We start from the raw sequence: 21757 nt of genomic DNA, 5'->3' as shown, positions 1-21757 counted from the left end.
ATGGTGATCAAAACATGGGAGACTTTAGGAAAGCGCGAAGGGTTACGAAAAGGCGGACTAAAAACGAAAAAAGCCAGTCATTTAAGACTGGCTTTCGAAATAGTGGAGGCGCCTCCCGGAGTCGAACCGAGGTCCACGGATTTGCAATCCGCTGCATAGCCACTCTGCCAAGGCGCCTTTCTGATTTTATATCTCTGTCACCAAAGATTTTGATGGTGCCCCGGGCCGGACTTGAACCGGCACAGCGCGAACGCCGAGGGATTTTAAATCCCTTGTGTCTACCAATTCCACCACCAGGGCAACGCAATCATGCGATGGGTTAGACACCATCTGTCTCAGCGACCTTTGCCGTGAGAACGAGGCGTACTTTAACGGATTAATTTATCTGGTCAACAATAAATTTTATCTTTTTGATTTAAGTGCTTAAAAAGCGATCTGCCTAGTATATTTGGCATTCAATTAGACCAATAAGCACCCGTTCCCTTTCATTGTCTATTAAGTCATACGCATACTAGTGCCCGTAACTGCTTCGAGGTAAACACGCGACTATCACGTTATGAACGCTGATCTTTTCACCGCTGTAACATCTGTAACAATTTGATTCCCTACTCTTGGCACGACTGCGTACAGAACATCATATTTTGTTACCGATAACTTTATATCGAATGTGGTCGTACCTTTATAAAATCATTGACTTTTTTTATTTTCAAACAAAGCTCAATTCATTATCGAAAATATCAATAAATAATGGTACGTTACACGAGTTGCAGTAATTTAATGGACATATATCACATATAAGGATGTGGTTTACTTTGGCGACACAACATAAGAAAAACAAGGTATATCACTAATGTCTATCAAGAATCTTTCTATAGCGAAAAAGATATCGCTATCGTTTTTACTCATTGCCATCGTCAACATTGCATTTGGCGTGTTTTTATCTACAGAGCTCAAAAGCATCAAATCTGAGCTTTTAAACTATACCGATGATACGCTTCCTGCAATGGAAAGGGTCGATTCGATTCGAGACCACTTGTCTCGCTGGCGCCGAGCTCAATTTGCTGCGTACACTTATGAAGACGCAGACCAAGTCAAAACTAAAATTTCTAACAATATTAGAGAACGCGAAAAGATCACTAGAGAGCTCAACGCTTACGGTGAAACTATCTGGCCTGGCGAAGAGCAGCAAACTTACCAGCGTCTTATGCGTCAGTGGAAAAAGTACTTGGATACTATGGACCAGTACAATGAAGCGATGCTAGCTAACGACAAAAGCAAGGCCCACCCTATTTTGGCGAACTCTTTGTCTGCTTTCGAAGCGGTTGACTCAGAGTTAGGCGAACTAATCCGTCTCCTTAAAGAAGCTATGGACAGCAACAAAACTCATATCCTGTCCTCTGTAAATGGATTGAGTAATTCTTCAATTGCAAGTAACGTGATTATTCTACTGATCATGGTAGGCATGACATACGTGCTGACTCGGCTAATTTGTGGCCCACTTAAACTTGTTGTTGAGCAAGCAAATGCCATCGCGACAGGTGATCTATCAAGTAACATTGACCGTAAAGCAATCGGCAATGATGAGCTTGGTGAACTGGCAGACGCGACCACTAAGATGCAAGATGACTTACGCCAAGTTATCGATAATGTGATTGCTGCAGTTACTCAGTTAAGCAGCGCTGTCGAAGAGATGAACCAAATCTCCGATATTTCTGCGTCTGGTATGAAAGATCAACAGCTGCAAATTACGCACATCGCAACAGCAATGACAGAAATGAAAGCGGCCGTAGCCGATGTTGCTCGTAACACTGAAGACTCAGCGAACCAAGCTAACGAAGCAAACCGCCGCACACAACACGGTGTTCGTGAAACCCAAGGTATGGTTGACGCGATTCAAGAAGTTTCAAATGTAATTGGCGCTGCAGGCGATACCGTAGCAGAGCTTGAACAGCAATCGAATAAAATTAACGTTATCGTGGATGTTATCCGCGACATCGCCGATCAAACCAACCTACTTGCACTTAATGCAGCCATTGAAGCGGCGCGTGCTGGTGAGTCTGGTCGTGGCTTTGCCGTCGTTGCAGACGAAGTTCGAACTCTTGCTGGCCGTACGCAAGATTCAACGAGTGAAATCACTTCGATCATTGAGCAGCTACAATCACTTGCAAAAGACGCAAAATCAGCCACTGAACTTTCTAGAACCAGTATCTCAGAATGTGCAGAACAAGGCATTCAATCAAAACAGCTGATGAGCGACATTGAGCATTCGATTTCGGACATCTCAGACATGGGTACCCAAATCGCCACGGCTTGTAACCAGCAAGACTCTGTTGCGGAAGAGCTTAACCGCAGCATTGAAAACATACATTTAGCATCTCAAGAGGTCTCGCAAGGCTCGGAGCAAACCGCACAGGCGTGCCGCGAACTAAGCCAGCTATCCATTTCTCTTAAAGATGTAATGAGCCGCTTTAAACTGAGTTAAACTCAGTGGGTACCTTAGTAGATATCAAATCAATCCCGATTTGCTTAAATTGAATGTCATCACTGAGGTATATTTAGGTATATATTAAATCACTATCTTAATAAACGCTCCAAAGCACCACTTGGAGCGTTTTACTTCGTCAGGTACTTTCCCCAAGTACTCAATAACATAACCAATACAAAAAACGCGTACGGAGACTTTATGCGCTTAAATAAAACCTTACTATCACTGACTATCGCTGCTGCAATCGCGGTTCCTGTAATGCAAGCTACTGCTGCTCCTCTTCAAATTAGCAATACAGCAGCAAAAGCAGAGCAAGTTCAAGGTGCTAACGCTTGGCTAGAAATAAACTTAGGTCAGTTCCGCGATAATATTGAGCAGTTTAAATCGCACATGGATGGCAAAACGAAAATTTGTGCCGTGATGAAAGCCGACGCATACGGCAATGGTATCGCAGGCCTGATGCCGACTATTATCGAGCAACAAATTCCTTGCGTTGCCGTTGCAAGTAACGCCGAAGCACAAACTGTTCGCGACAGTGGCTTTAAAGGCCAACTTATGCGTGTACGCTCAGCGGATATTGGCGAGATTGAAGCCGCAATCAACCTAAATGTCGAAGAGTTGATAGGCACAGCAGAGCAAGCTAAAGCACTGTCTAAACTAGCCGAGAAAGCTGGTAAAGAAATCAAAGTTCACCTTGCTCTGAACGACGGTGGTATGGGACGTAATGGTGTTGATATGACGACAGAAGCAGGCAAGAAAGAAGCGCTAAAAATCGCTCAACAAGCTGGCGTAAATATTGTTGGTATCATGACTCATTTCCCTAACTACAATGCAGACGACGTGCGCCAAAAGTTAGCTTCATTCAAAGACAGTTCTGCATGGCTGATTAAAGAAGCGAATCTAAAACGCGACAACATTTTACTGCACGTAGCAAACTCTTACACCGCGCTTAATGTTCCTGAGGCGCAGCTTGATATGGTTCGTCCTGGTGGCGTTTTATACGGAGACTTACCAACTAACCCTGAGTACCCTTCTATCGTGTCTTTCAAAACACGCGTGGCATCCGTTCACCACCTGCCAAAAAATAGCACAGTCGGTTACGACAGCAGCTACACAACAAGCAAAGAAAGCTTAATGGCGAACATTCCTGTTGGTTACTCTGATGGTTATCCACGAAAAATGGGGAATACGGCAGAAGTTCTGATCAATGGCCAACGTGCAAAAGTTGCGGGCGTTGCTTCAATGAACACTACTATGGTAGATGTTACAGGTATCAAAGATGTTGAGCCTGGTTCTGAAGTTGTTTTGTTTGGCTCCCAACAAGGCAAAACGATTTCAGCTGCTGAGATGGAAAAACACGCAGAAGTCATCTTCCCTGAACTATACACGGTTTGGGGAAGCGCGAACCCTCGTGTCTACGTAAAATAAACCTATTCAGTTATTCGTAACAGAGCGAAAAAGCGAGCCTCGTGCTCGCTTTCTTTCTTATTTACTAATCTGTACTAGCTCGTGATGTTATCAATTAAACAGAGCTTACTATTTCTGTTGTTTTATTCTCCTTTAGCACTACCAAGCGCGACTCTCTACACTCTGTTTCTTAAAGCCGCTTGGATGGCTCAATTTTATATAGCACTTAGAGTTTGAAAGCCCCTCCAATTGATGTTAAACATGAAGTTTACAAAAGAATAACAAACACACTCGTATGGCACTGCCCCTTTGCCTGCTAGCTAGGTATCTCTATGACAGAAAATACTCAACATCTTCAACGCTCCTCCACTGAGTTGCACGAATTTAATCGGCTTGACGTCTGGAACGGCTTCACCCAACTTTTACCCCTCTCTATGTTCGTGGTCATATTTGGCCTCGCTTTCGGTGTTGCTGCGGTACAGACTGGACTAGATGTATTTCCCACTATGTTGATGAGCACACTGGTCTTCGCCGGTGCTTCACAATTTGCCACGTTAGAAATGTGGGGAGCAGAAGTCCCTCTCATTCCAGTTCTTATTACTGTATTTGCTATTAATGCTCGTCACCTCTTGATGGGAGCTACACTTTATCCATGGTTACGACAACTCCCACCAACAAAACGTTACGGTGTAATGCTGGTAGCATCAGACGCTAACTGGGCAATGGCACTCAATGCATTTGGTAGAAAAGAACCAGGCTTTGGCTTGCTTGTTGGTGGCGGCTTAGCGATGTGGTCTTTTTGGATTGTGGGCACCTGGATCGGCATTTATTTTGGTAGCGCAATCAAAGATCCGGTGGGCCTAGGGCTCGATATGGTTATGGGATGCTTCCTGCTGTCTATGGTGGTGGCCGGGCCGAAAGACTTAAGAATCTTTGCTATTTGGGCCATAGCAGCAGCCTCTTCTATGTTGGCGTATTGGTATTTGCCAGAGAATAGCCACGTAGTGGTTGGCGCCATTACTGGCGGAGTCTTGGGTGCTTGTTGGAAGGAGAAGAAAGCATGAACATCGAAACAACCTTAGGTGGCACACTGCTTATCATTATCGCTATGGCGTTAGTCACGCTCATAACCCGCTGGGGCGGAGTGTATGTTATGTCATTCATTCCAATTAGCGAACGGGTTCAACGTTTCATTACTGCGATGTCAGGCTCCGTATTGGTTGCCCTTTTAGCTCCGCTAGCAGTAGAGGGTGATAACGGTGCTAGAGCAGCACTGTTTTCTACTGCCGTTGTCATGTTCATCGTGAAAAAGCCTCTACCCGCAATCGCAGCAGGCATCATCGCCGCCGCTGCAGTACGTGCTCTTTAGTCGTTGTTTCAAAGCCGATACCAGTCATCAATAAAAGACCCAAAACACAAAGCCCTGATGTCACAAGTGTCATCAGGGCTTATCTTATGCTCATCATTTTAACGATGAACAACGATTATTAATCATGGTGAGACAGCACATTACGCACAGCAGTTACAATTGCGCTTATATTTGTCCATTTTACCAATACCAGGGTTAAAGGTATTGGTTGGGTCTAATTCGTGGTAAAACTTCTGCAACGAGTTTTCGGCTTCATACAAGTGACCCACGTTATGTTCTGCTGGGTATTTGGCACCACGGCTATTGAGGTGCTCAAGCATCAGCTTTTTCATCAACTTCGTGTCAGTCCCTTTTTTGAAAATGTAATCTTGATGGAAGACGTAACACATAAAGTGACCATAATAGAGCGCTTGAACAAGGTTCTTACTTACCTCTTCAGGCAAAGTTTCTAGCCACTCTTCATCATTACGTCGCAAAGCGATATCAAGTGCAACGATGTCTTCTACGTCTTTTCGGTGAATCGTCTCGTAACGAATTGCTGCACCTGCTGCTGCAAAGCGATGTAAATAAGCTTTTTTACCCTCTTCCGGCGTACACTCGAAGAAATCACAGTCGTCTTCAACAGCCCAAACTTCTTTGAGGTATTTTTGTGCTTCAGCAATACCACCATCACTCATTTTCAATACCAGGTGATGCTCATACTTGTCACGGAAATCCAGCATTCGCTCTGGTAAATGTTGTGGGAACAACTTGCTCGCGTAGTACAGAATGGTGTCTGGCAGATATTTACTGACAAACGGGATGCGCTCTAAGAAGTTTTCTACCTTAGCTTTAAGTGCGAACATTTTTGGCAGCTTATCTGTGCCTAACAAGTCGATTGATAAGAACACATCCTTGCCGTACTTCTCTGCCATGTTGAAGATATCTCGATGCAAGTATTCTCCCATCTCAGGCAAGTTATCAAACGTAGATAAGAAGTCTTTTCGCAACTTCGTTAGTTTCGCAGGGTCATTGGTGCCAAGGTAAAAAACCTGCTCTTTTTCGGGTACTGGGTAGCTGTCAACCCGAACGGCAAAAACACCCAACTTGCCAGCACAGCCACTGGCTTCAAATAATCGGCGTTCATCGGCATTAAAGCGAGAAGGAATGTCAGAAGTCACGTCTCGAACACGTTCATCGTATTCTCTGTCTGATGCCATTCGCTCATCATGAATGATCTTCGCTGGGTCAAAGTTCCCTTCTTGCAGGTTTGTTAGAATTTCTTCTGGCGTTTCACCTAATCCTTCAATACCAAGGTGGTTCACCAAATGTAACTGGCCTTGCTTATCGACCTGCGCGTAGATCGCCAGTTCCGTATAAGCAGGACCACGCTTAACTAGCGCACCGCCTGAGTTATTGGCGATACCACCGACCACAGTGGCACCTAGCGATGAAGAGCCGATGATAGAATGCGGTGCTCGGTTCACTGCCTTCAACTCTTTCTCCAAAGAGTGTAAGCTCGCACCAGGCAAGCAAACCGCCTGCTTACCACCATCTAATAAGTGAATCTTCTTGATTTTGGTAATATTGATCACAACCACATCGCGATCATAATCATTACCACTCGGAGCTGAGCCCTCTGTTAAACCTGTTTTAGCCGCCTGCATGATAATGATGCAGTTTGCTTCAACACACTGTTTAATAATCTTCCATTGTTCTAGAAGAGTGTTAGGAAACACGATAGCAAGCGCATTACCACTACCCGAACGAAACCCCGAGCGGTAATATTTCGTTTTAACCTCGTCGGTTAGAACATTTTCTTCCCCCACGATGGTTTTAAATTCTTCAATCAGCTGCTTTTGTTTCATATCCGTATCTCTAGTTATTGTACTTCGCTCACAACACCGCTTAGCGGCAGGCATGGCGTTTGAGCCACTATAAGCAGTCCATTTCTCTGCGTCTATGTCAGGCGGACGAACAATACGTAATCAATAAACAACAAACAAAATAATTCTTTATTTTTCTGTTACTTATCTTTCACATTTGAGAAATTTAACGTAAGAAACAGACCGTTTCTTAAAAGAAACAATAGCAAAACCATTTGTTAACAGTTGTGCGGGGTATCTTGTTATCAATATTAGTGAAGAAAACGAGGAGAAGCGTAAGCTCCTAAATTTAAGAGGACTCTTAGAAATGAAGATGGAAACATAAGCTCAACACCAACATAACGATCGGTGTTGAGTTATTGGCTTAAAATCGATGGTTTTGACTTTGAAAGCTTGTGTATAGATGATCGATAAAGATCTTAATTTTTTCTGGTTGCTGACGAGTGTAAGGGTACACCGCATAAATACCCAAACATTTGGCTGTTTCGTCTTTAAATAACTGAATCAGACTGCCTTGCTTTAAGTCTTCATAAACCAATACACGCGGCACATAGATGATTCCCTGCCCTAACAGCGCCACATTTCTCAATACAGAAGAATTGTTAGTACAGAGGTTACCGTCGACGGTGATTTGATATACCTCGTCTCCATCTTTAAACGCCCACTCATGCGCTCCGGTTTCTTGGTAGGAATAGACTAAACAATTGTGTTTAGCCAAGGCTTGAGGTTGTTTAGGTATGCCATGTTTAGCTAGGTATTGGGGTGACGCGCAAATGATCCAATTTGCATCCACCAGCTTTCTTGCAATCAGACTAGAATCTGGCAACACACCCGTTCTAATTGCCAAATCAAAACGTTCATTCACGATATCGACGAAACGATTATCTAGATCCATATCGATATTGATGTCTGGGTATTTCTGATTAAATTCATTAATCACTTGAGGAAGAATTAATTCACCAGAGATAGTAGGCACCGAAATTTTAATGTGTCCAGATAAGTTTTTACCTAAACCCACAATGGATTCTTCCGCCGTTGCCACCGCTTGATAAACCGCTTTTGCATGAGTAAAAAACGCTCGTCCTGCTTCAGTCAACGTTAGCGTTCGCGTTGTTCGGTAGAGAAGCTGTACACCAAGCTCTTGTTCAAGCTTGGCAATCCGTTTACTGACGACCGATTTGGTCAGTGACATATGTCTCGCGGCAGCACTGAATGAACCTTGCTCGATCAAGTGATAAAAAATGATGTAATCGTCGGTATTTCTCATGCGTCTTCGTCAAATCCTTTGGAAGCCCGTATTGTAAACTGAAATTGGCTGAGGTGCGAAACATCGGGTCACACTTAATATCAGAAACTCGTGACAGAGATGGGGTTGCTAAGCTCACAGGTAATGAAAAAGAGATGGTGTGAATTTATCAGTCTTCAGATACAAAAAAACCAGCTTTCGCTGGTTTTAAGTTGATGCACTTGGCATCGAGATACCGCCATGGCCATATCTGAATAATTTGGAGCGACACACGAGGTTCGAACTCGTGACCTCAACCTTGGCAAGGTTGCGCTCTACCAACTGAGCTAGTGTCGCATTTATTCTCGAAAGCCATTCGCTCTCAAAAGAATAATGGAGGCGCCTCCCGGAGTCGAACCGAGGTCCACGGATTTGCAATCCGCTGCATAGCCACTCTGCCAAGGCGCCTTTTTATTACGCTTCAGGGCTCTACCCCGTTGCGTTGGTGGCTACTTTACGGATTGAGAGAAGATAGTCAAACAAAAACATTTCATTTTCTGTTCGTTTGATTTCTTTTAAGTCAATTCGACCAAAGTTCGATCTTATTGGCTTAAAACGAAGCAATATAAATCTCGCTTTCAGTTCGTTTTGTCCCATGAAACATTAAAGCGTTTAATAGTTGCTGACCCTTTTTAGCAATCTTCCCACAACATTAGGGTGATAAGACCAAGTGTGATCAAACATCGACATTAATGCAGGATTTCCGTATTTCGATAAGCTAATCGCGTGAAAACGGTTTTTCTTCGCTTTGAGCGCATCCACTTTGGCCAGTAACTCGTCTTGTTGTTTTGGCGCGATAAAGTCGGAAATGACTACCATGTCTGCGTTTTTATATTTATCACCGCTCATCAAGTCGATAGATTTAATCAAAGTTGGCTCTAAGTCTGTACCACCATGGAAGCTATAAGTTAGAAAGTCCGCCGCCTCGCGCAGACCATCTTGTTTGGTTAGTTCGTAGGTAATGTGTTCCGTAGAAAAAATAATGACATAGCAATCACGTTGCTCCGCTAGTGCGATTTGCATCAGAGCATAAGCCATGGCTTTGGCGCATTGCTCAGGAAAGCCACTCATGGAACCGGACGCGTCCACACAAACAATGAAGGGGCCTTTTTCGATATCTACCGCTTTATGGTCAGGTCGGTGAGCTTTAACTTTACGTAACGTGCGCGATTTGCCTTGTGTACGATAGTTCATGAGCCGTTTATCAACTAAGTGTTTATAGAACACAACTTCAAGTTCAGGATACGCCAAAAACATCGTTTCGTTGGGAAGTAGCTTATTTAGATCATCGCTTTCGTGAATACCGACAATATCATCCGTCGCCTCATCACTTTTCTCTTCGACCAATTGAAGTTCTTCAGTGGGCGCACGATTTAGTTCAGGATCATTTACTTGCCCCGCCATACGACCGAGTTGCTCCGCAATTTCTTGCAAGCCTTGGTGCTTCTTCAGAAACTCAGCATGGCGCTTCATCACCGTTAAGTCTGTTTTACTCAACTTGGCAGATGCCATATCCCACAGGCGCCCTACACTTTCAGCGTCACCCGACTCCGTGACTTTATCCATATTACGCATGGTTTCCATACGTTGATACAGGTCATTCAGCACCTTTTCTTTATTGGCTTCAAGCTCGCTTACTTGCGCTTGTTTTATAGCATCGGTGAGGCTTTTGTACCATTGATCACAAAAGTAATGAGGGAACATAGGGTTATTCATCCCTTTGTTCTTTTCCATCATTCGGCGAGCTTGCATGTAAAACGCAGAGTGCCATTCCAGCTTTTTAATCACATCTTCGATGTTTTCAAAAAACGCCTCTTCATCCCAGTGAATGACCTCTTGATATAAAGACAGCTCTTGTTGGAAACGCTCTGTCTCACATACCTTGGTGATCCGTTTTTTAACGCTGCCTCGCCACTTTAACAAGTGACCTTTGACCGAAGATTTAACGCCTCGGTTTTCTGCCATCATCATGACTTGTGAACGCGCCATCAAATCATTAACTGCGCTATCGATGATGCCGGAGTCGGCCACCATCAGCGCGAGGTTAAGTCCGTCTGCACCTAGCATGTCGTCTCCTTATGAGAAAAACTGATTTAAGTTTTTAAAGCGTTGGATAACTTTTTCACTTTCTGCTTGGATTGATTCAAGTCTCTGACTTACCTGTTGCAGACTCGACTCCATTAGGCGGGGTAGTTCAGGATCAACAAAGCTATGCGGAAGCGCATCATGAAAGTTCGCTTTCACCTTGCGTATATGGTGTTCTGCCTCACTAAGCTGATTTACGGCTTTTTCGCTCTGCGTTAACCACTTTTGGTAAAGCTCTACATCCAAGCCCTCTTGAGTCACTAGGCTAACCAAAATGCCTCGGTTCGCGATATCACGGATAACTAGGTTATTCGCCGCGTCAACATCAAATCGTAAACGGCACATGTTGGTGTTTTGATTGACGTAACCATACACATCACCGCTTCCCTCTTTAATGACTCGATCTAACTCATCTTTGGGTACATAAACCCAGCGGCTATCACCTTTTTCTGATTCTGAAACCGACATGTTGCTTTGCAAGACAACCAATTTAACTAAGTTAACGGCTGCGCCAACTTTGTACATCTTGGCTTTAGAGGTATCGAAGCGCATGGTTTCTTTACGCAAAATGCCCGTTGCCGCTTCAGACGTTAACGTCATGCGGTAGGCATCTTCAAGTTCATGTTGAACATCAACCAAAGACTCTCGGCAGTACTCAATTTCCTGCTCCGCGTCTTGTTGATCAAATGCATGTTTTAAGGCGAACTCTTGAACCACTTCACGTACCACATCTCGCGATTCAGGACTGTTCCATAAACAATCTTGCAGCAGTAGAAGGTCAAGCGGATTGATTTCATCGCGACCATTAAAAAACGCGCTCGCTTTTAACAACTTCACGGCTTTCTTCCAGCGGCGGTCAGAGACATACATATCGGTATTGGCCACATCACCAAACTGAGCTTCAACTTTGGCTTCTAACATCGTTTTAAGCTGGAAAAGCTTTTCGAATGCATTGTCGGTTAACGTCAATTTGTCGAGCTGTTGTTGCCATTGATGATATTCTTCATCAGTTATCGCTAGGCCTTCTGGTACTTGTGCCTCTTGCGATGTGCCCACAGTCAACATCGACTTAAAGTTTTGTTTATTCTGAATTCGATTCACAAACACACGCACCAACATGCGGTCGTAGAGCGCATCCAATCCACTATCTTCATCGGGTAATTCATTGGAAGCCGATACCAACAAGCGCATTGGCACACGCTCGATATCGCTGCCATTTTTGAATGTTTTCTCATTAACCACTGTCAGCAATGTATTAAGAATTGCAGGGCCCGCCTTCCAGATTTCATCCAAAAATACGACTTGTGCAGTTGGCAAATACCCTTTAGTTAAGCGAACATAACGGCCGTTGTCTTTTAGCTCTTGGATACTCAGTGGCCCAAACACCTCTTCAGGGGTTGAGAAGCGCGTCATCAGGTATTCGAAGTAACTGCTGTTATCGAACGCTTGGATGAGTCGTTTGGCAATTAAGCTTTTTGCAATACCAGGGGGACCTAAAAGAAAAACACTTTCACCAGCAAGTGCAGCAAGAAGGCAGAGCTTGATCGTATGTTCACGCTCATAAACGCCATCCGTTAACGCTTTCGCCAATTTATTGATGCGTTCTGAGAGAAGCGCTTTTTCGGCATTTGAGGCAAATAAGGTTTGTGTCATACGTTCTCCGGCTACTGAAGTGGTATTGCGTTAACATTTTTATACACTTGTTATAACTTTGTTACAAATGTATTTTGTCGAATTCCCCTTATAGCAGATGCTTTTCCGCTTCTTGACGAAGCAATCAAAGTTTCCATTTATGAGACATTGCTCACTTAAAGTGCAAACGCTTTCGTCGTGTTGCAGTATTTTTTGCTTTTGTTTCCCACCATTTGTGGTTAATGTCGAAAAACGTCAAAAATGCGGTAACAGCTAGGGTTCATAACTGCATGAGCAAGATAATTTATAAATGGAAGCAAATTTCTCTGATTGAAGAAGACGTTATGCTTCCTACAGGACAGGCAATTACGCACACCACAATCCATCATCCGGGCGCTGCAGTGATTCTCCCTATTACAGCGGAGGGTGAGATTGTCCTTGTCCACCAATTTCGGCCTTCACTTAATAAATGGCTATTGGAACTTCCTGCTGGTACCAGGGAAGGCAACGAAGAGCCACTCTGCTGCGCCAAAAGAGAGTTAGAGGAAGAAACTGGGTTTAGTGCAGAGAAATTCACGTCTCTCGGCCAAGTCACCCCTCTTGCCGGATTTTGTGATGAGATACAGTATCTATTTGTTGCCGAAAAGCTCAATAAAACAAACCGTTACGAGTGCGATGAAGACGAAGTGATTGAGGTCGTCACCTTGTCAATCAAGCAACTCGAAGAAAAGATTGTCGATGGCACGATCACCGATGCCAAAACGATCGCTTGCTTAAGCAAAGCGCGCCTTTGCGGATATATTTAGGACTTTGACCAAGGAGACATTCATGGATTTTCGATCAGATACCGTTACACAGCCCACCCAAGCCATGCGAGAAGCCATGTTTAAGGCCCCCGTTGGGGATGATGTTTATGGTGATGACCCTACGGTCAATGAGCTTGAAAAATTTGCTGCGCAGCTTGCTGGTTTCGAAGCAGCTTTGTTTACCACTTCAGGCACTCAAGCCAATCTGCTCGGTTTAATGGCGCATTGCGAGCGGGGAGATGAATATCTATGTGGGCAACAAGCACATAACTACAAATACGAAGCTGGTGGCGCGGCGGTTTTGGGATCAATTCAACCTCAACCAGTCGAAAATAACCCAGATGGCACGCTACCATTTGATAAACTGGCTGCTGCGATTAAACCAGATGATTGTCACTTTGCTCGCACTAAGCTTCTCAGCTTAGAAAACACAATTAATGGTAAAGTACTACCTCTGTCTTACTTAGCAGAAGCACGTGACTTCGTGAATAAACATAACTTGCAGATGCATCTAGATGGCGCTCGCGTTTTTAACGCAGCCGTTGCACTTGATGTTCCGGTAAAAGAGATCGGTCAGTACTTTGATTCAATGACGATCTGTCTGTCGAAAGGTCTGGCTGCCCCTGTTGGCTCGCTACTACTTGGTAGCAAAGACTACATCGCAAAAGCACGTCGCTTAAGAAAGATGGTCGGCGGTGGTATGCGTCAAGCGGGTATTCTTGCCGCAGCAGGCAAACTTGCCCTTACCGAACAAGTGGAACAGCTAAAACAAGATCACACCAACGCAAAAACCTTAGCGGAAGGTTTAGCAGAACTGCCTGGTTTTTCAGTCAACCCTGAATTTGTTCAAACGAACATCGTGTTCGCGAAGCTTGATCCTCAAGTGGACATAGTAAGTATCGCTGCGAAACTAAAGGAACAAAACATCACGATAACCCCTGGAAATCCAATTCGTTTTGTAACTCATAAAGATATTTCAGCGAAAGACATCGACACTTTCTTATCAAGTATAAAATCTCTACTTTAATTTGATTTTGATCATTGAGCTTCCCCTAAGGGGAAGCTTTATTGTATCGGCATGATTTTTAGCGAATAGATAACCTCCATGCTCAGATTTATACTTCTAATCTCTTTTATTTTCTCTTCCGCTATCCATGCCGAGCCGTTTGGTGATGCTGATAAAGGTAAAATCAAATCACCTAGCTGTGTCTATTGTCACGGTGTTACAGGCATCGCAACGAACAACACCTATCCAAGCCTTGCTGGTCAAAATGCTCAGTACCTTTACAATGCAATGAAATCTTATCAAGCCGGTGAGCGTAAAGGGCCACTTGCAGAAATGATGGCAGCACAGTTAAAAATGTTAAATGATGAAGACCTTCGTGATGTCGCTGCTTTTTATGCAGAACAGACAGAAATCAAGTGATTAGATCACCTGTAGATGTACTATGAAAGCTCGTGAATCATCCAAACTCAACGCATACTGAAACATTAACCCAACATTTGACCACAAAACAATCAAATTAACTTCACTTCAAATATTTGATGAATTTATAGTTCAACACAAGCATTAATATTGACTTTTTATTCTATTTTATCGATATTTCATGCTTTATTGAATTTGACGTGAAGTAAGTTATGTCTCACACACATGCGCAACCAGCAGACTCGGTTGCTACCCCTAAGTCGTGGCAGATGCCAGATACCCTCATTTTGATCTTCATTGTTGGTATTCTTGCTGCGATTCTTACCTACTTAATTCCTGCTGGTCATTTTGATAGCCAACAGGTGACCTACATGGTCGACGGTGCAGAAAAAACTCGCACAGTTATCGATCCTTCTTCTTTCTCTTATGCAACCGACGAAAACGGTGAACTGGTTTACAACAAGGTTGGCCTGTTTGCTTCTGGTGGTGGCATTGGTCTGATGAACTTCCCTTTCGAAGGGCTAGTTTCTGGCTCTAAATGGGGCAGCGCAATCGGCGTGATTATGTTCATGTTGGTTATCGGCGGTGCTTTCGGCGTTGTAATGCGCACAGGCACAATCGATAACGGTATCCTGCGCCTTATCGATAAGACCAAAGGTAACGAAGCGCTATTCATTCCAGTGCTATTTTTGCTGTTCTCGCTAGGCGGTGCGGTATTTGGTATGGGTGAAGAAGCCGTAGCGTTTGCGATTATTATCGCGCCGCTTATGGTTCGCCTTGGTTATGATGGTATCACTACGGTAATGGTTACCTATGTTGCGACTCAAATTGGCTTCGCTACTTCTTGGATGAACCCTTTTTCCGTAGCTATTGCGCAAGGCATTGCGGGTGTACCTGTTTTATCCGGCATGACAGTACGCATGGGGTTATGGGCTGGCTTTACGTTAATCGGTATCGCTTTCACAATGATCTACGCCGCTCGTGTGAAGTCAAATCCTAAACTTTCTTACAGCCATCGCACAGACCAGTATTTCCGTCAGCAAGAGCTTGGCAATCAAGATTCTCGTTGGAACCTAGGTGACACACTCGTTATCCTTACGGTTATTGCGACCACGGTGTGGGTTGTTTGGGGCGTAGTCGCTAACGCATGGTACATCCCAGAAATCGCGTCTCAATTTTTCACTATGGGCTTTGTTGTCGCGATCATCGGTACGATTTTCCGCCTAAACGGTATGACGCTAAACTGCGCAGCTGATGCATTTAAAGAAGGTGCAGCTATTATGCTTGCACCTGCCCTATTAGTGGGTTGTGCAAAAGGTGTATTGTTGATCCTTGGTGGTGGTACAACTGATGAAGCGAGTGTACTGAACTCAATTCTAAACAGTGCTGGCGGCGTGATTAGCGGGCTTCCTGACGTGGCTGCGGCATGGTTAATGTATGTATTCCAATCTATCTTCAACTTCTTCGTCACTTCGGGCTCTGGACAAGCGGCACTGACGATGCCTCTACTGGCCCCTCTGGCAGACATTGCAGGAGTTACGCGCCAAGTGGCAGTTTTGTCATTCCAACTTGGCGATGGCTTTACTAACGTTATCGTCCCTACTTCGGCATCTCTCATGGCAACGCTTGGTGTCTGCCGTATCGACTGGGGTGACTGGGCAAAATTCTGCTGGCGATTTATTCTATTACTCTTTACCCTATCAAGTATCGTCGTTATCGCAGCTCATATTATGGGTTTTGCGTAAAACGAAACCAATTGGTAATTAAGGCGAGACATGTTCTCGCCTTATTAATATTCATGGTATGACGACGCTAAGGTTTTAGATTAGCTTATGGTTTTGGAGTGGTAACTTTAATGGCAACACAATTTCTCGATGACGTGATTCAAGGTCATCAAGTGATTCAGTCTCTCAATGTAGCAGACCTAAATTCGGGCGAGCATAAGTTTTGGTTTCGCATCGCAACGAATGCTCTCTCTCAGTGGCAACACCTACCTGTGCTAGTGTTCAAAGGTGAAAAACCTGGCAAGAAGATCATGATTACCGCAGGGGTTCATGGTGATGAGTACAATGGTGTGTTAGCAGCGCAGAAAACTGCTCGAGAGCTCATCGGCACTGAAGTCGCTGGTACTGTCACTATTGTTCCAACCATTAACATGCCTGGTATGCTAAACCACAGCCGCGATTTCTATTCCGCAGACCCTGATGCGTCTCCTGCAAACTTAAACCGCTTTTTTCCTGGTGACCAAAACGGCAATGAGGCCCAACGTTACTTATATGCATTGTGGAATGATTTGCTCAAGCCAAATGCTGATTTAGCCATTGACCTTCACACTCAAACCAGTGGTGCGGCCTATCCACTTTACGTGTTTGCAGATTTCCGAATCGAGCAATCATTAGAAATGGCTCGCCTCATTAATCCTGATGCGATTTTAAATGATCCTGGAGATGCTGGCGTCCTTGAAACGGTCTGGAATAACCATGGTGTCCCAAGTATTACTGTTGAAGTAGGTATGGGGCGATATACCGAGCAAGAACTTATCAGTCGAACTGTAACAGGCATTTTTAATGTGCTGAAAAAGCATAACATTGTTGAAGGTGATATGGACCCTATTACGTCATGCTTGGAAGGAAACGAAATCATCAGTGTGAAAGCGACACACGGCGGCTTTGTACTGCCTCATGTCAGTTTGATGAATTTTGTCGAGCAAGGCCAACTTCTTGCGATTCAATACGACAGCTTTGGCGCTGAGATTAAACGCTACACCGCCCCAACAAGCGGCACAGTACTTAGCCACAATGTTGAATCTATTCGAGCACCAGGTTCCCTGATCGTTCGTTTGATTAAGTAAACCATAACCGTTTGTTGATAGATCAACCTTTCGACGCTCACTCAAATTTATATAAGCCCCATCACGAGTAATCACAAATGATGGGGCTATATCCATTTTGACCACATTAAGTTACGCGGTAACAAATTACTGTTAAGCGAAATGACAAACCGAGCTCTTAATTAGGAAGCTGCCCCTCTGTCCGCTTTTTCAGCCACGCTGATGAACTTAAAGCTGTCTTTGTTTCTCTTGTTCAACAAAAATGAGCTCGTCGATAGCGAAACCTTTCTCTTTAGCTACGTACTTAAAGCGCTCCACTACTCTCTCATCAACGTTAGGCGTTCTGGACAATAGCCACAAATAGTCGTGGTTGTAACCGGAAACAAACGCATAGTCATAGTTTTCACCTAGCTCAAAAACAATGTAAGAAGAGTATATTGGCCCAAAAAAGGAAACCTTTAAGTGTCCAACCGTTTTATCTTCAACAAAATAAGCTTTGCCTTCAGCTTCTGACCACTGTCGCTCTTCTTCGGAATATCCACGGTTTATCACCTTAACCCCACCATCCTCGCGAACCTGATACTCAGCGGTAACGTTGGATAAGCCTCGCTCAAATGAATGGTCTAGGCGTGCAATTTCGTACCACTTACCTAGATATGGCTCTAAATCGAAATTATTGACGGGTTCCACCCCATCCGGCTTCGAGGTACAACCAAATAAAGTTGCAAGTGACAAAAGTAAAAATATTTTTATCGATTTCATACAACACCTAAATTTTAATTAGTGATTGATTTTACTCTAGAAGATAACAAATCGATCACTAAGCCGCACCATCACCTTCATAGGTACACATCACAATTCTTCATCAATAGCGCACTGAACACCGAAACCTCGTCATCTCAGCAAATCGTTAACAAGATTGCTCTATTTTTGACTTACAAGCTGACCATGCTTGTACATTTTGTCAGCATTTAACCCTATGCATATAGAAACTTTGCACAACATAGACATTCGTAGGCATATCACCCTCCTATAATACGTTGCGTTATAGACAGAGGTTATTGTTATGAAATTAAAAACAGTGTCAGTTTGTGCACTTTTGGTGTTACTTGCAGGTTGTCAGCAGGAAAAGCCGAGCGAAACGACACAATTAACGACCTCAGCAGATGTATGTAATGCACAAGGAAACATGCCAGGTGGGTGGAATGAGTTTAACGCGACCCCTGATGCACAAAAGGCAATGGCCTTTGTTTTAGAGAAAATGGACACAATAGCGTCGTTTAAACAAATACTGAATGTTCACGCGCAAATCGTTAGCGGCGTCAACTATGCTATTGAGTTTGAACTGGATGATGGCTCTGTTTGGAACACGATTGTTTATCGCAACCTCGATGGCGAATATGCGATTACCCAATCGCCAAAAGAAGGCTACTTTTGCGAACAGTAGCGACTTAGTCAGAAAGCCCCTAACAATAGGGGCTTTTTGATCTAACAGTAGTCACTGAATTAGACAGCGAAGCGACATTGAGATTTAATCGACACCGTTGAACCAAGTCTTGATGGTTCAACATCAATCCTCTGCGCCATTTGCTCTTTCAGCTCAGAAACGTGAGAAATAACACCGATCATGCGCCCAGTCTGTTGCAGGTCCACTAGTGTTTGAATAGCAAGATCTAAAGACTCTGGGTCTAAACTACCGAAGCCCTCATCAATAAATAAAGTGTCTAAACGGATACCGCCACTATAGGATTGCACAACATCCGACAAACCAAGTGCCAGAGCAAGCGCTGCCATAAATGATTCACCGCCGGAAAGTGTCGCAACATCACGCGTTTTTCCTGTGTAGCCATCTTCAACCATTAAATCTAAGCCGCGACCCGCAGCGCCTTTGAAGCCCTCTGTTTTTCGAGCAAGAATATAGCGCCCTTTACTCATAAGGCTTAAGCGTTGAGAGGCCTGAATCAGCACATCATCCAACAGTACACCAAGAACAAAGCGATGTAGGCTAACCCTGCTGCCTGTTTTACCGCTAGCAACGTCGTACAACGTACCAAAGACTTTGTATTCTTCTTCTAACTTACTATTTTTCTCATGCAACACGGCAATATCTTTACGAACCTTTTCAAGACGTTCAAATATTGAGCGTGTGGTATCAAGTTGATTCCTTACTTCAATATATTGCGCCTGCAGAGTGGTTAACCTATCGTTAAACGACTCTAAATTAGGCCTTTCAAGATCTTTCAATGCATGATTTAAATCATGTAGTGTTTGCTCAAGCTTGGTTTGTGCCTGTTTGAAGCTGTCTATTTCTTGCTGCCAGGCTTGAAGTTCATCATCTCCCACTCGACTACTTAGATAATGGCTTTCATCCTCAAATTTACTCGCCTGTAGTGCCTCATTCCACGCTAATTCTGCTTGGCTAAGTTTTTGCTCTGACTCAGATAACCACTGCTTGTTCGTCGCTAAGTGACTTTCCGCATTTGATTTCTCCAATATCGCTTGCTGCAAAGCGGTTTGCGCCTTTTCTAAGCCTGTGTTCAAACTCAGAATTTGCTCTTTTGTCAGCAAAATTTCACGTTCAAGCAAGTCAGCGGAACTGTATTTTGGGTCAATAGAAGCTTGTAATTGAGCCAATTGTTCTTGGTTCGCTTTAACGGTTGATTCATTTGCCGCCATTTTATTCTGCAGCTCATGAATTTTATTTTCACCCACGACGCAGCGTTGATTAAGCTGTTCAACGTTCTTTTCTAGCTTTTCAATATCAATAGCTTGTAGACGTAGGAGTTGAGCATTGATCGCTTGCAAATCATTTTGAACCGTCGAGATCTCAGATGTAGCATACTCACCCAACTCCTCTTTCAACTGGTTACACTGATTCTGATACTGACTAATGACAACGTTATGTTGTTCTAGCTGATTGCTTAGTTGGTTCAACAAGGTTTGAGCTTCTCGCTCTTTAGCTCTAGCCGCCTGAACTTGCTCTTTTGTAACGGCTTCTTCAACAAACGTTGCGGGGTTAGGATGCGTTTCGCTACCACACACCGGGCATGCTTCACCTGCTTTTAGTCGCTGCGCTAATACTGCCGCTTGAGCGTTGTGCCACTTAAGCTCTATCGTATCAGCGGCTTGTTGACGCTGCATATAGCGCTGACTGGCTTCGTGTAGTGACTGCTGCTTGCCTACAGTTAGCGCATTGAGTTTAGAGAGCTCTAAAGTAAGATCATGCAGCTTTTGTAGATCCTGTAACAGCCGTTGTTTTTGTTTTATTTCCGCATCGATGCTGCCAATAAGCGCAACATCAACTCGTGCTTTCTCTAGCTCCTTCTGTCCCTGCTGGGCCTGTAACGTTAACTTATCTTTTAGTTCTATGTACTGTTTTAACGTTGCTTCAAATTGTTGTTTTTGTTGATAACCCGCCGTTATTTTACTTTCCAAATTGTCTTTCTCGACCAACTTGTTTTTCATACTTTCAAGTTGATACTGCAGTTGCGTTAACTGCGGGACCTTTGCCGCTGCCTTTTTTGCACTTTGCTGCAAGTTTTCTTGTTCTCTCGCAACGACATTAGCTTTTTCGAGACTCTCTTCCAAAGCTACGATTTTTTGCCTAAGCTCTTGCGTTTGAGCTTTTGCATTTTGTAATGAGATGTAGGGCAACTCTATCTTATTGGCATTTTTAGCGTTTTCTAATTGCTGTTGACGAGCTTTTATCGAATCTGAGTGTTCTAGATGCAGCTTGAGTGCGCTTTCTGCTTGCTCTCGTTTCGAAAACTCTCCATTCAAGGTTTCCGCTTTTTGCAATTCAGATTTAGCAGTATTGAGCTTATCTAACGCTGCTTGCTCATTCTTTTTATCAGACTCTAATTGCTTAGTTACTTGTTCCAGTTGTTGTAATAGTTCTTGTTCAGAACTCGCTTCTGCAACTTGTAAAGCACCTCGAATTTGATTATCAAATTCGCCTTTCGCTTTACTAATTGCACTCGCTTTATCTTTGAGCGCGTACTCAATTTTTTTATATATGTCAGTTTGAAAGAGCTGGCCAAAAATTTCTTCACGCTCTTTAGAGCTAGCAAGCAACAGTTCTCGGAATTTTCCTTGAGGCAACACCATAACTTGACGAAATTGAGTTTCATTCAAGCCAATAATATTGCTAACTTCAGTTTTAACCTGAGTCGTCTTGCTGGTGATAAGCGTTTCAGTCTCACCGAGTTCATAAAGAGCCGCAGTGTGCTTTTTAATCGTCATCCCTTCACCACGGGCCTTGGGCGCTTCCTGCTCAGGGGATCGAACAACTCGGTATTGTTTGCCGTGTAACGAAAATTCGAGAACTACTTCGGTTGGTAAGTCTTGCGCGGATAAGTCACACCGCATCTGAATACCTTGTCGCTCATTACCTGTGGTTTCACCATAAAGGGCGAAGCAAATGGCATCTAAGATCGACGTTTTACCGGAACCTGTAGGACCATTAATCAAAAATAGAGGGTTACTGCCAAGCTTCTCAAAATGAATGATTTCAGTTTTTGCAAACGGACCAAAGGCTTGCATGGTTAGTTTAATTGGTTTCATCTTT

16 protein-coding genes and 4 tRNA genes are annotated in these 21757 nt (G+C 43.8%); 10 read left to right on the top strand and 10 right to left on the bottom strand.

What is annotated here, in order from left to right; genetic code table 11:
- Positions 1 to 103: 103 nt before the first annotated feature.
- Together R7P67_RS04085 and R7P67_RS04080 are read right to left on the bottom strand one after the other, a co-directional pair.
- Positions 104 to 177, bottom strand: a tRNA-Cys gene (locus R7P67_RS04085).
- Between the two features lie 36 nt (positions 178 to 213).
- Positions 214 to 300 (bottom strand) — tRNA-Leu (locus R7P67_RS04080).
- Positions 301 to 850: 550 nt separating this feature from the next.
- Between R7P67_RS04080 and R7P67_RS04075 the strand changes: the two genes are divergently transcribed.
- From R7P67_RS04075 to R7P67_RS04060, 4 genes are all read left to right on the top strand, one after another.
- The gene (locus tag R7P67_RS04075; protein WP_262653063.1) at positions 851 to 2482 is read left to right on the top strand and encodes a methyl-accepting chemotaxis protein; all 1632 of its coding nucleotides are present in this window, start codon (positions 851 to 853) and stop codon (positions 2480 to 2482) included.
- A 201-nt stretch (positions 2483 to 2683) separates the two neighbouring features.
- On the top strand, positions 2684 to 3913 hold the full coding sequence (alr, locus tag R7P67_RS04070) for an alanine racemase (RefSeq protein ID WP_025767730.1): 1230 nt from the start codon (positions 2684 to 2686) through the stop codon (positions 3911 to 3913).
- Between the two features lie 311 nt (positions 3914 to 4224).
- Positions 4225 to 4956 carry an AzlC family ABC transporter permease gene (locus tag R7P67_RS04065; RefSeq protein ID WP_017820197.1) on the top strand — a complete coding sequence of 244 codons (732 nt, stop codon included), beginning with the start codon at positions 4225 to 4227 and terminating at the stop codon, positions 4954 to 4956.
- Positions 4953 to 5261 carry an AzlD family protein gene (locus tag R7P67_RS04060; protein ID WP_017820198.1) on the top strand — a complete coding sequence of 103 codons (309 nt, stop codon included), beginning with the start codon at positions 4953 to 4955 and terminating at the stop codon, positions 5259 to 5261. The genes R7P67_RS04065 and R7P67_RS04060 overlap by 4 nt, the downstream gene beginning before the upstream one ends.
- Before the next feature lie 140 nt (positions 5262 to 5401).
- Here R7P67_RS04060 and dld read toward each other — a convergent pair whose 3' ends face one another.
- The 6 genes from dld to R7P67_RS04030 all read right to left on the bottom strand — a co-directional run bounded on the left by dld (position 5402) and on the right by R7P67_RS04030 (position 12149).
- The gene (gene dld, locus R7P67_RS04055) at positions 5402 to 7108 is read right to left on the bottom strand and encodes a D-lactate dehydrogenase (RefSeq protein WP_065275338.1); all 1707 of its coding nucleotides are present in this window, start codon (positions 7106 to 7108) and stop codon (positions 5402 to 5404) included.
- A 382-nt stretch (positions 7109 to 7490) separates the two neighbouring features.
- The gene (locus tag R7P67_RS04050) at positions 7491 to 8393 is read right to left on the bottom strand and encodes a LysR family transcriptional regulator (protein WP_005375982.1); all 903 of its coding nucleotides are present in this window, start codon (positions 8391 to 8393) and stop codon (positions 7491 to 7493) included.
- 239 nt (positions 8394 to 8632) lie between these two features.
- Positions 8633 to 8708 (bottom strand) — tRNA-Gly (locus R7P67_RS04045).
- A gap of 37 nt (positions 8709 to 8745) precedes the next feature.
- A tRNA-Cys gene (locus tag R7P67_RS04040) sits at positions 8746 to 8819 on the bottom strand.
- A 204-nt stretch (positions 8820 to 9023) separates the two neighbouring features.
- Positions 9024 to 10478, bottom strand: coding sequence for an ATPase RavA stimulator ViaA (gene viaA / locus R7P67_RS04035; RefSeq protein WP_005375981.1), 1455 nt, complete (start codon positions 10476 to 10478; stop codon positions 9024 to 9026).
- A 9-nt stretch (positions 10479 to 10487) separates the two neighbouring features.
- Positions 10488 to 12149, bottom strand: a complete 1662-nt coding sequence (locus R7P67_RS04030; RefSeq protein ID WP_213874063.1) for an ATPase RavA domain-containing protein — start codon at positions 12147 to 12149, stop codon at positions 10488 to 10490.
- 269 nt (positions 12150 to 12418) lie between these two features.
- On the opposite strand from R7P67_RS04030, the gene R7P67_RS04025 reads away from it, so the two are divergent.
- From R7P67_RS04025 to R7P67_RS04005, 5 genes are all read left to right on the top strand, one after another.
- Positions 12419 to 12934 (top strand): NUDIX hydrolase, encoded by a 516-nt coding sequence (locus R7P67_RS04025; RefSeq protein ID WP_213969379.1) that lies wholly within the window; start codon positions 12419 to 12421, stop codon positions 12932 to 12934.
- 22 nt (positions 12935 to 12956) lie between these two features.
- Positions 12957 to 13961 carry a low-specificity L-threonine aldolase gene (gene ltaE / locus R7P67_RS04020; RefSeq protein WP_170890076.1) on the top strand — a complete coding sequence of 335 codons (1005 nt, stop codon included), beginning with the start codon at positions 12957 to 12959 and terminating at the stop codon, positions 13959 to 13961.
- Between the two features lie 78 nt (positions 13962 to 14039).
- A complete protein-coding gene (locus tag R7P67_RS04015; RefSeq protein ID WP_104976059.1) occupies positions 14040 to 14360 on the top strand; it encodes a c-type cytochrome in 321 nt (106 codons plus the stop codon).
- 212 nt (positions 14361 to 14572) lie between these two features.
- A complete protein-coding gene (gene yfcC, locus R7P67_RS04010) occupies positions 14573 to 16105 on the top strand; it encodes a putative basic amino acid antiporter YfcC (protein ID WP_005387492.1) in 1533 nt (510 codons plus the stop codon).
- Positions 16106 to 16215: 110 nt separating this feature from the next.
- Positions 16216 to 17211, top strand: coding sequence for a succinylglutamate desuccinylase/aspartoacylase family protein (locus R7P67_RS04005; RefSeq protein ID WP_258641607.1), 996 nt, complete (start codon positions 16216 to 16218; stop codon positions 17209 to 17211).
- A 207-nt stretch (positions 17212 to 17418) separates the two neighbouring features.
- Here the strand turns inward: R7P67_RS04005 and R7P67_RS04000 are convergent, their stop codons facing one another.
- On the bottom strand, positions 17419 to 17952 hold the full coding sequence (locus R7P67_RS04000) for a lipocalin family protein (protein WP_054576742.1): 534 nt from the start codon (positions 17950 to 17952) through the stop codon (positions 17419 to 17421).
- A 304-nt stretch (positions 17953 to 18256) separates the two neighbouring features.
- Between R7P67_RS04000 and R7P67_RS03995 the strand changes: the two genes are divergently transcribed.
- Positions 18257 to 18637: a cystatin family protein gene (locus R7P67_RS03995; RefSeq protein WP_172563844.1), complete on the top strand. Its 381-nt coding sequence runs from the start codon at positions 18257 to 18259 to the stop codon at positions 18635 to 18637.
- 59 nt (positions 18638 to 18696) lie between these two features.
- Here the strand turns inward: R7P67_RS03995 and R7P67_RS03990 are convergent, their stop codons facing one another.
- Entirely contained in the window at positions 18697 to 21753 is a 3057-nt protein-coding gene (locus tag R7P67_RS03990) for an SMC family ATPase (RefSeq protein WP_262606014.1), read from the bottom strand.
- Positions 21754 to 21757: the final 4 nt, after the last annotated feature.

The organism is Vibrio sp. Vb0937 (genome assembly GCF_033338855.1).
This window is presented reverse-complemented; position numbering and strand designations above follow the sequence as displayed.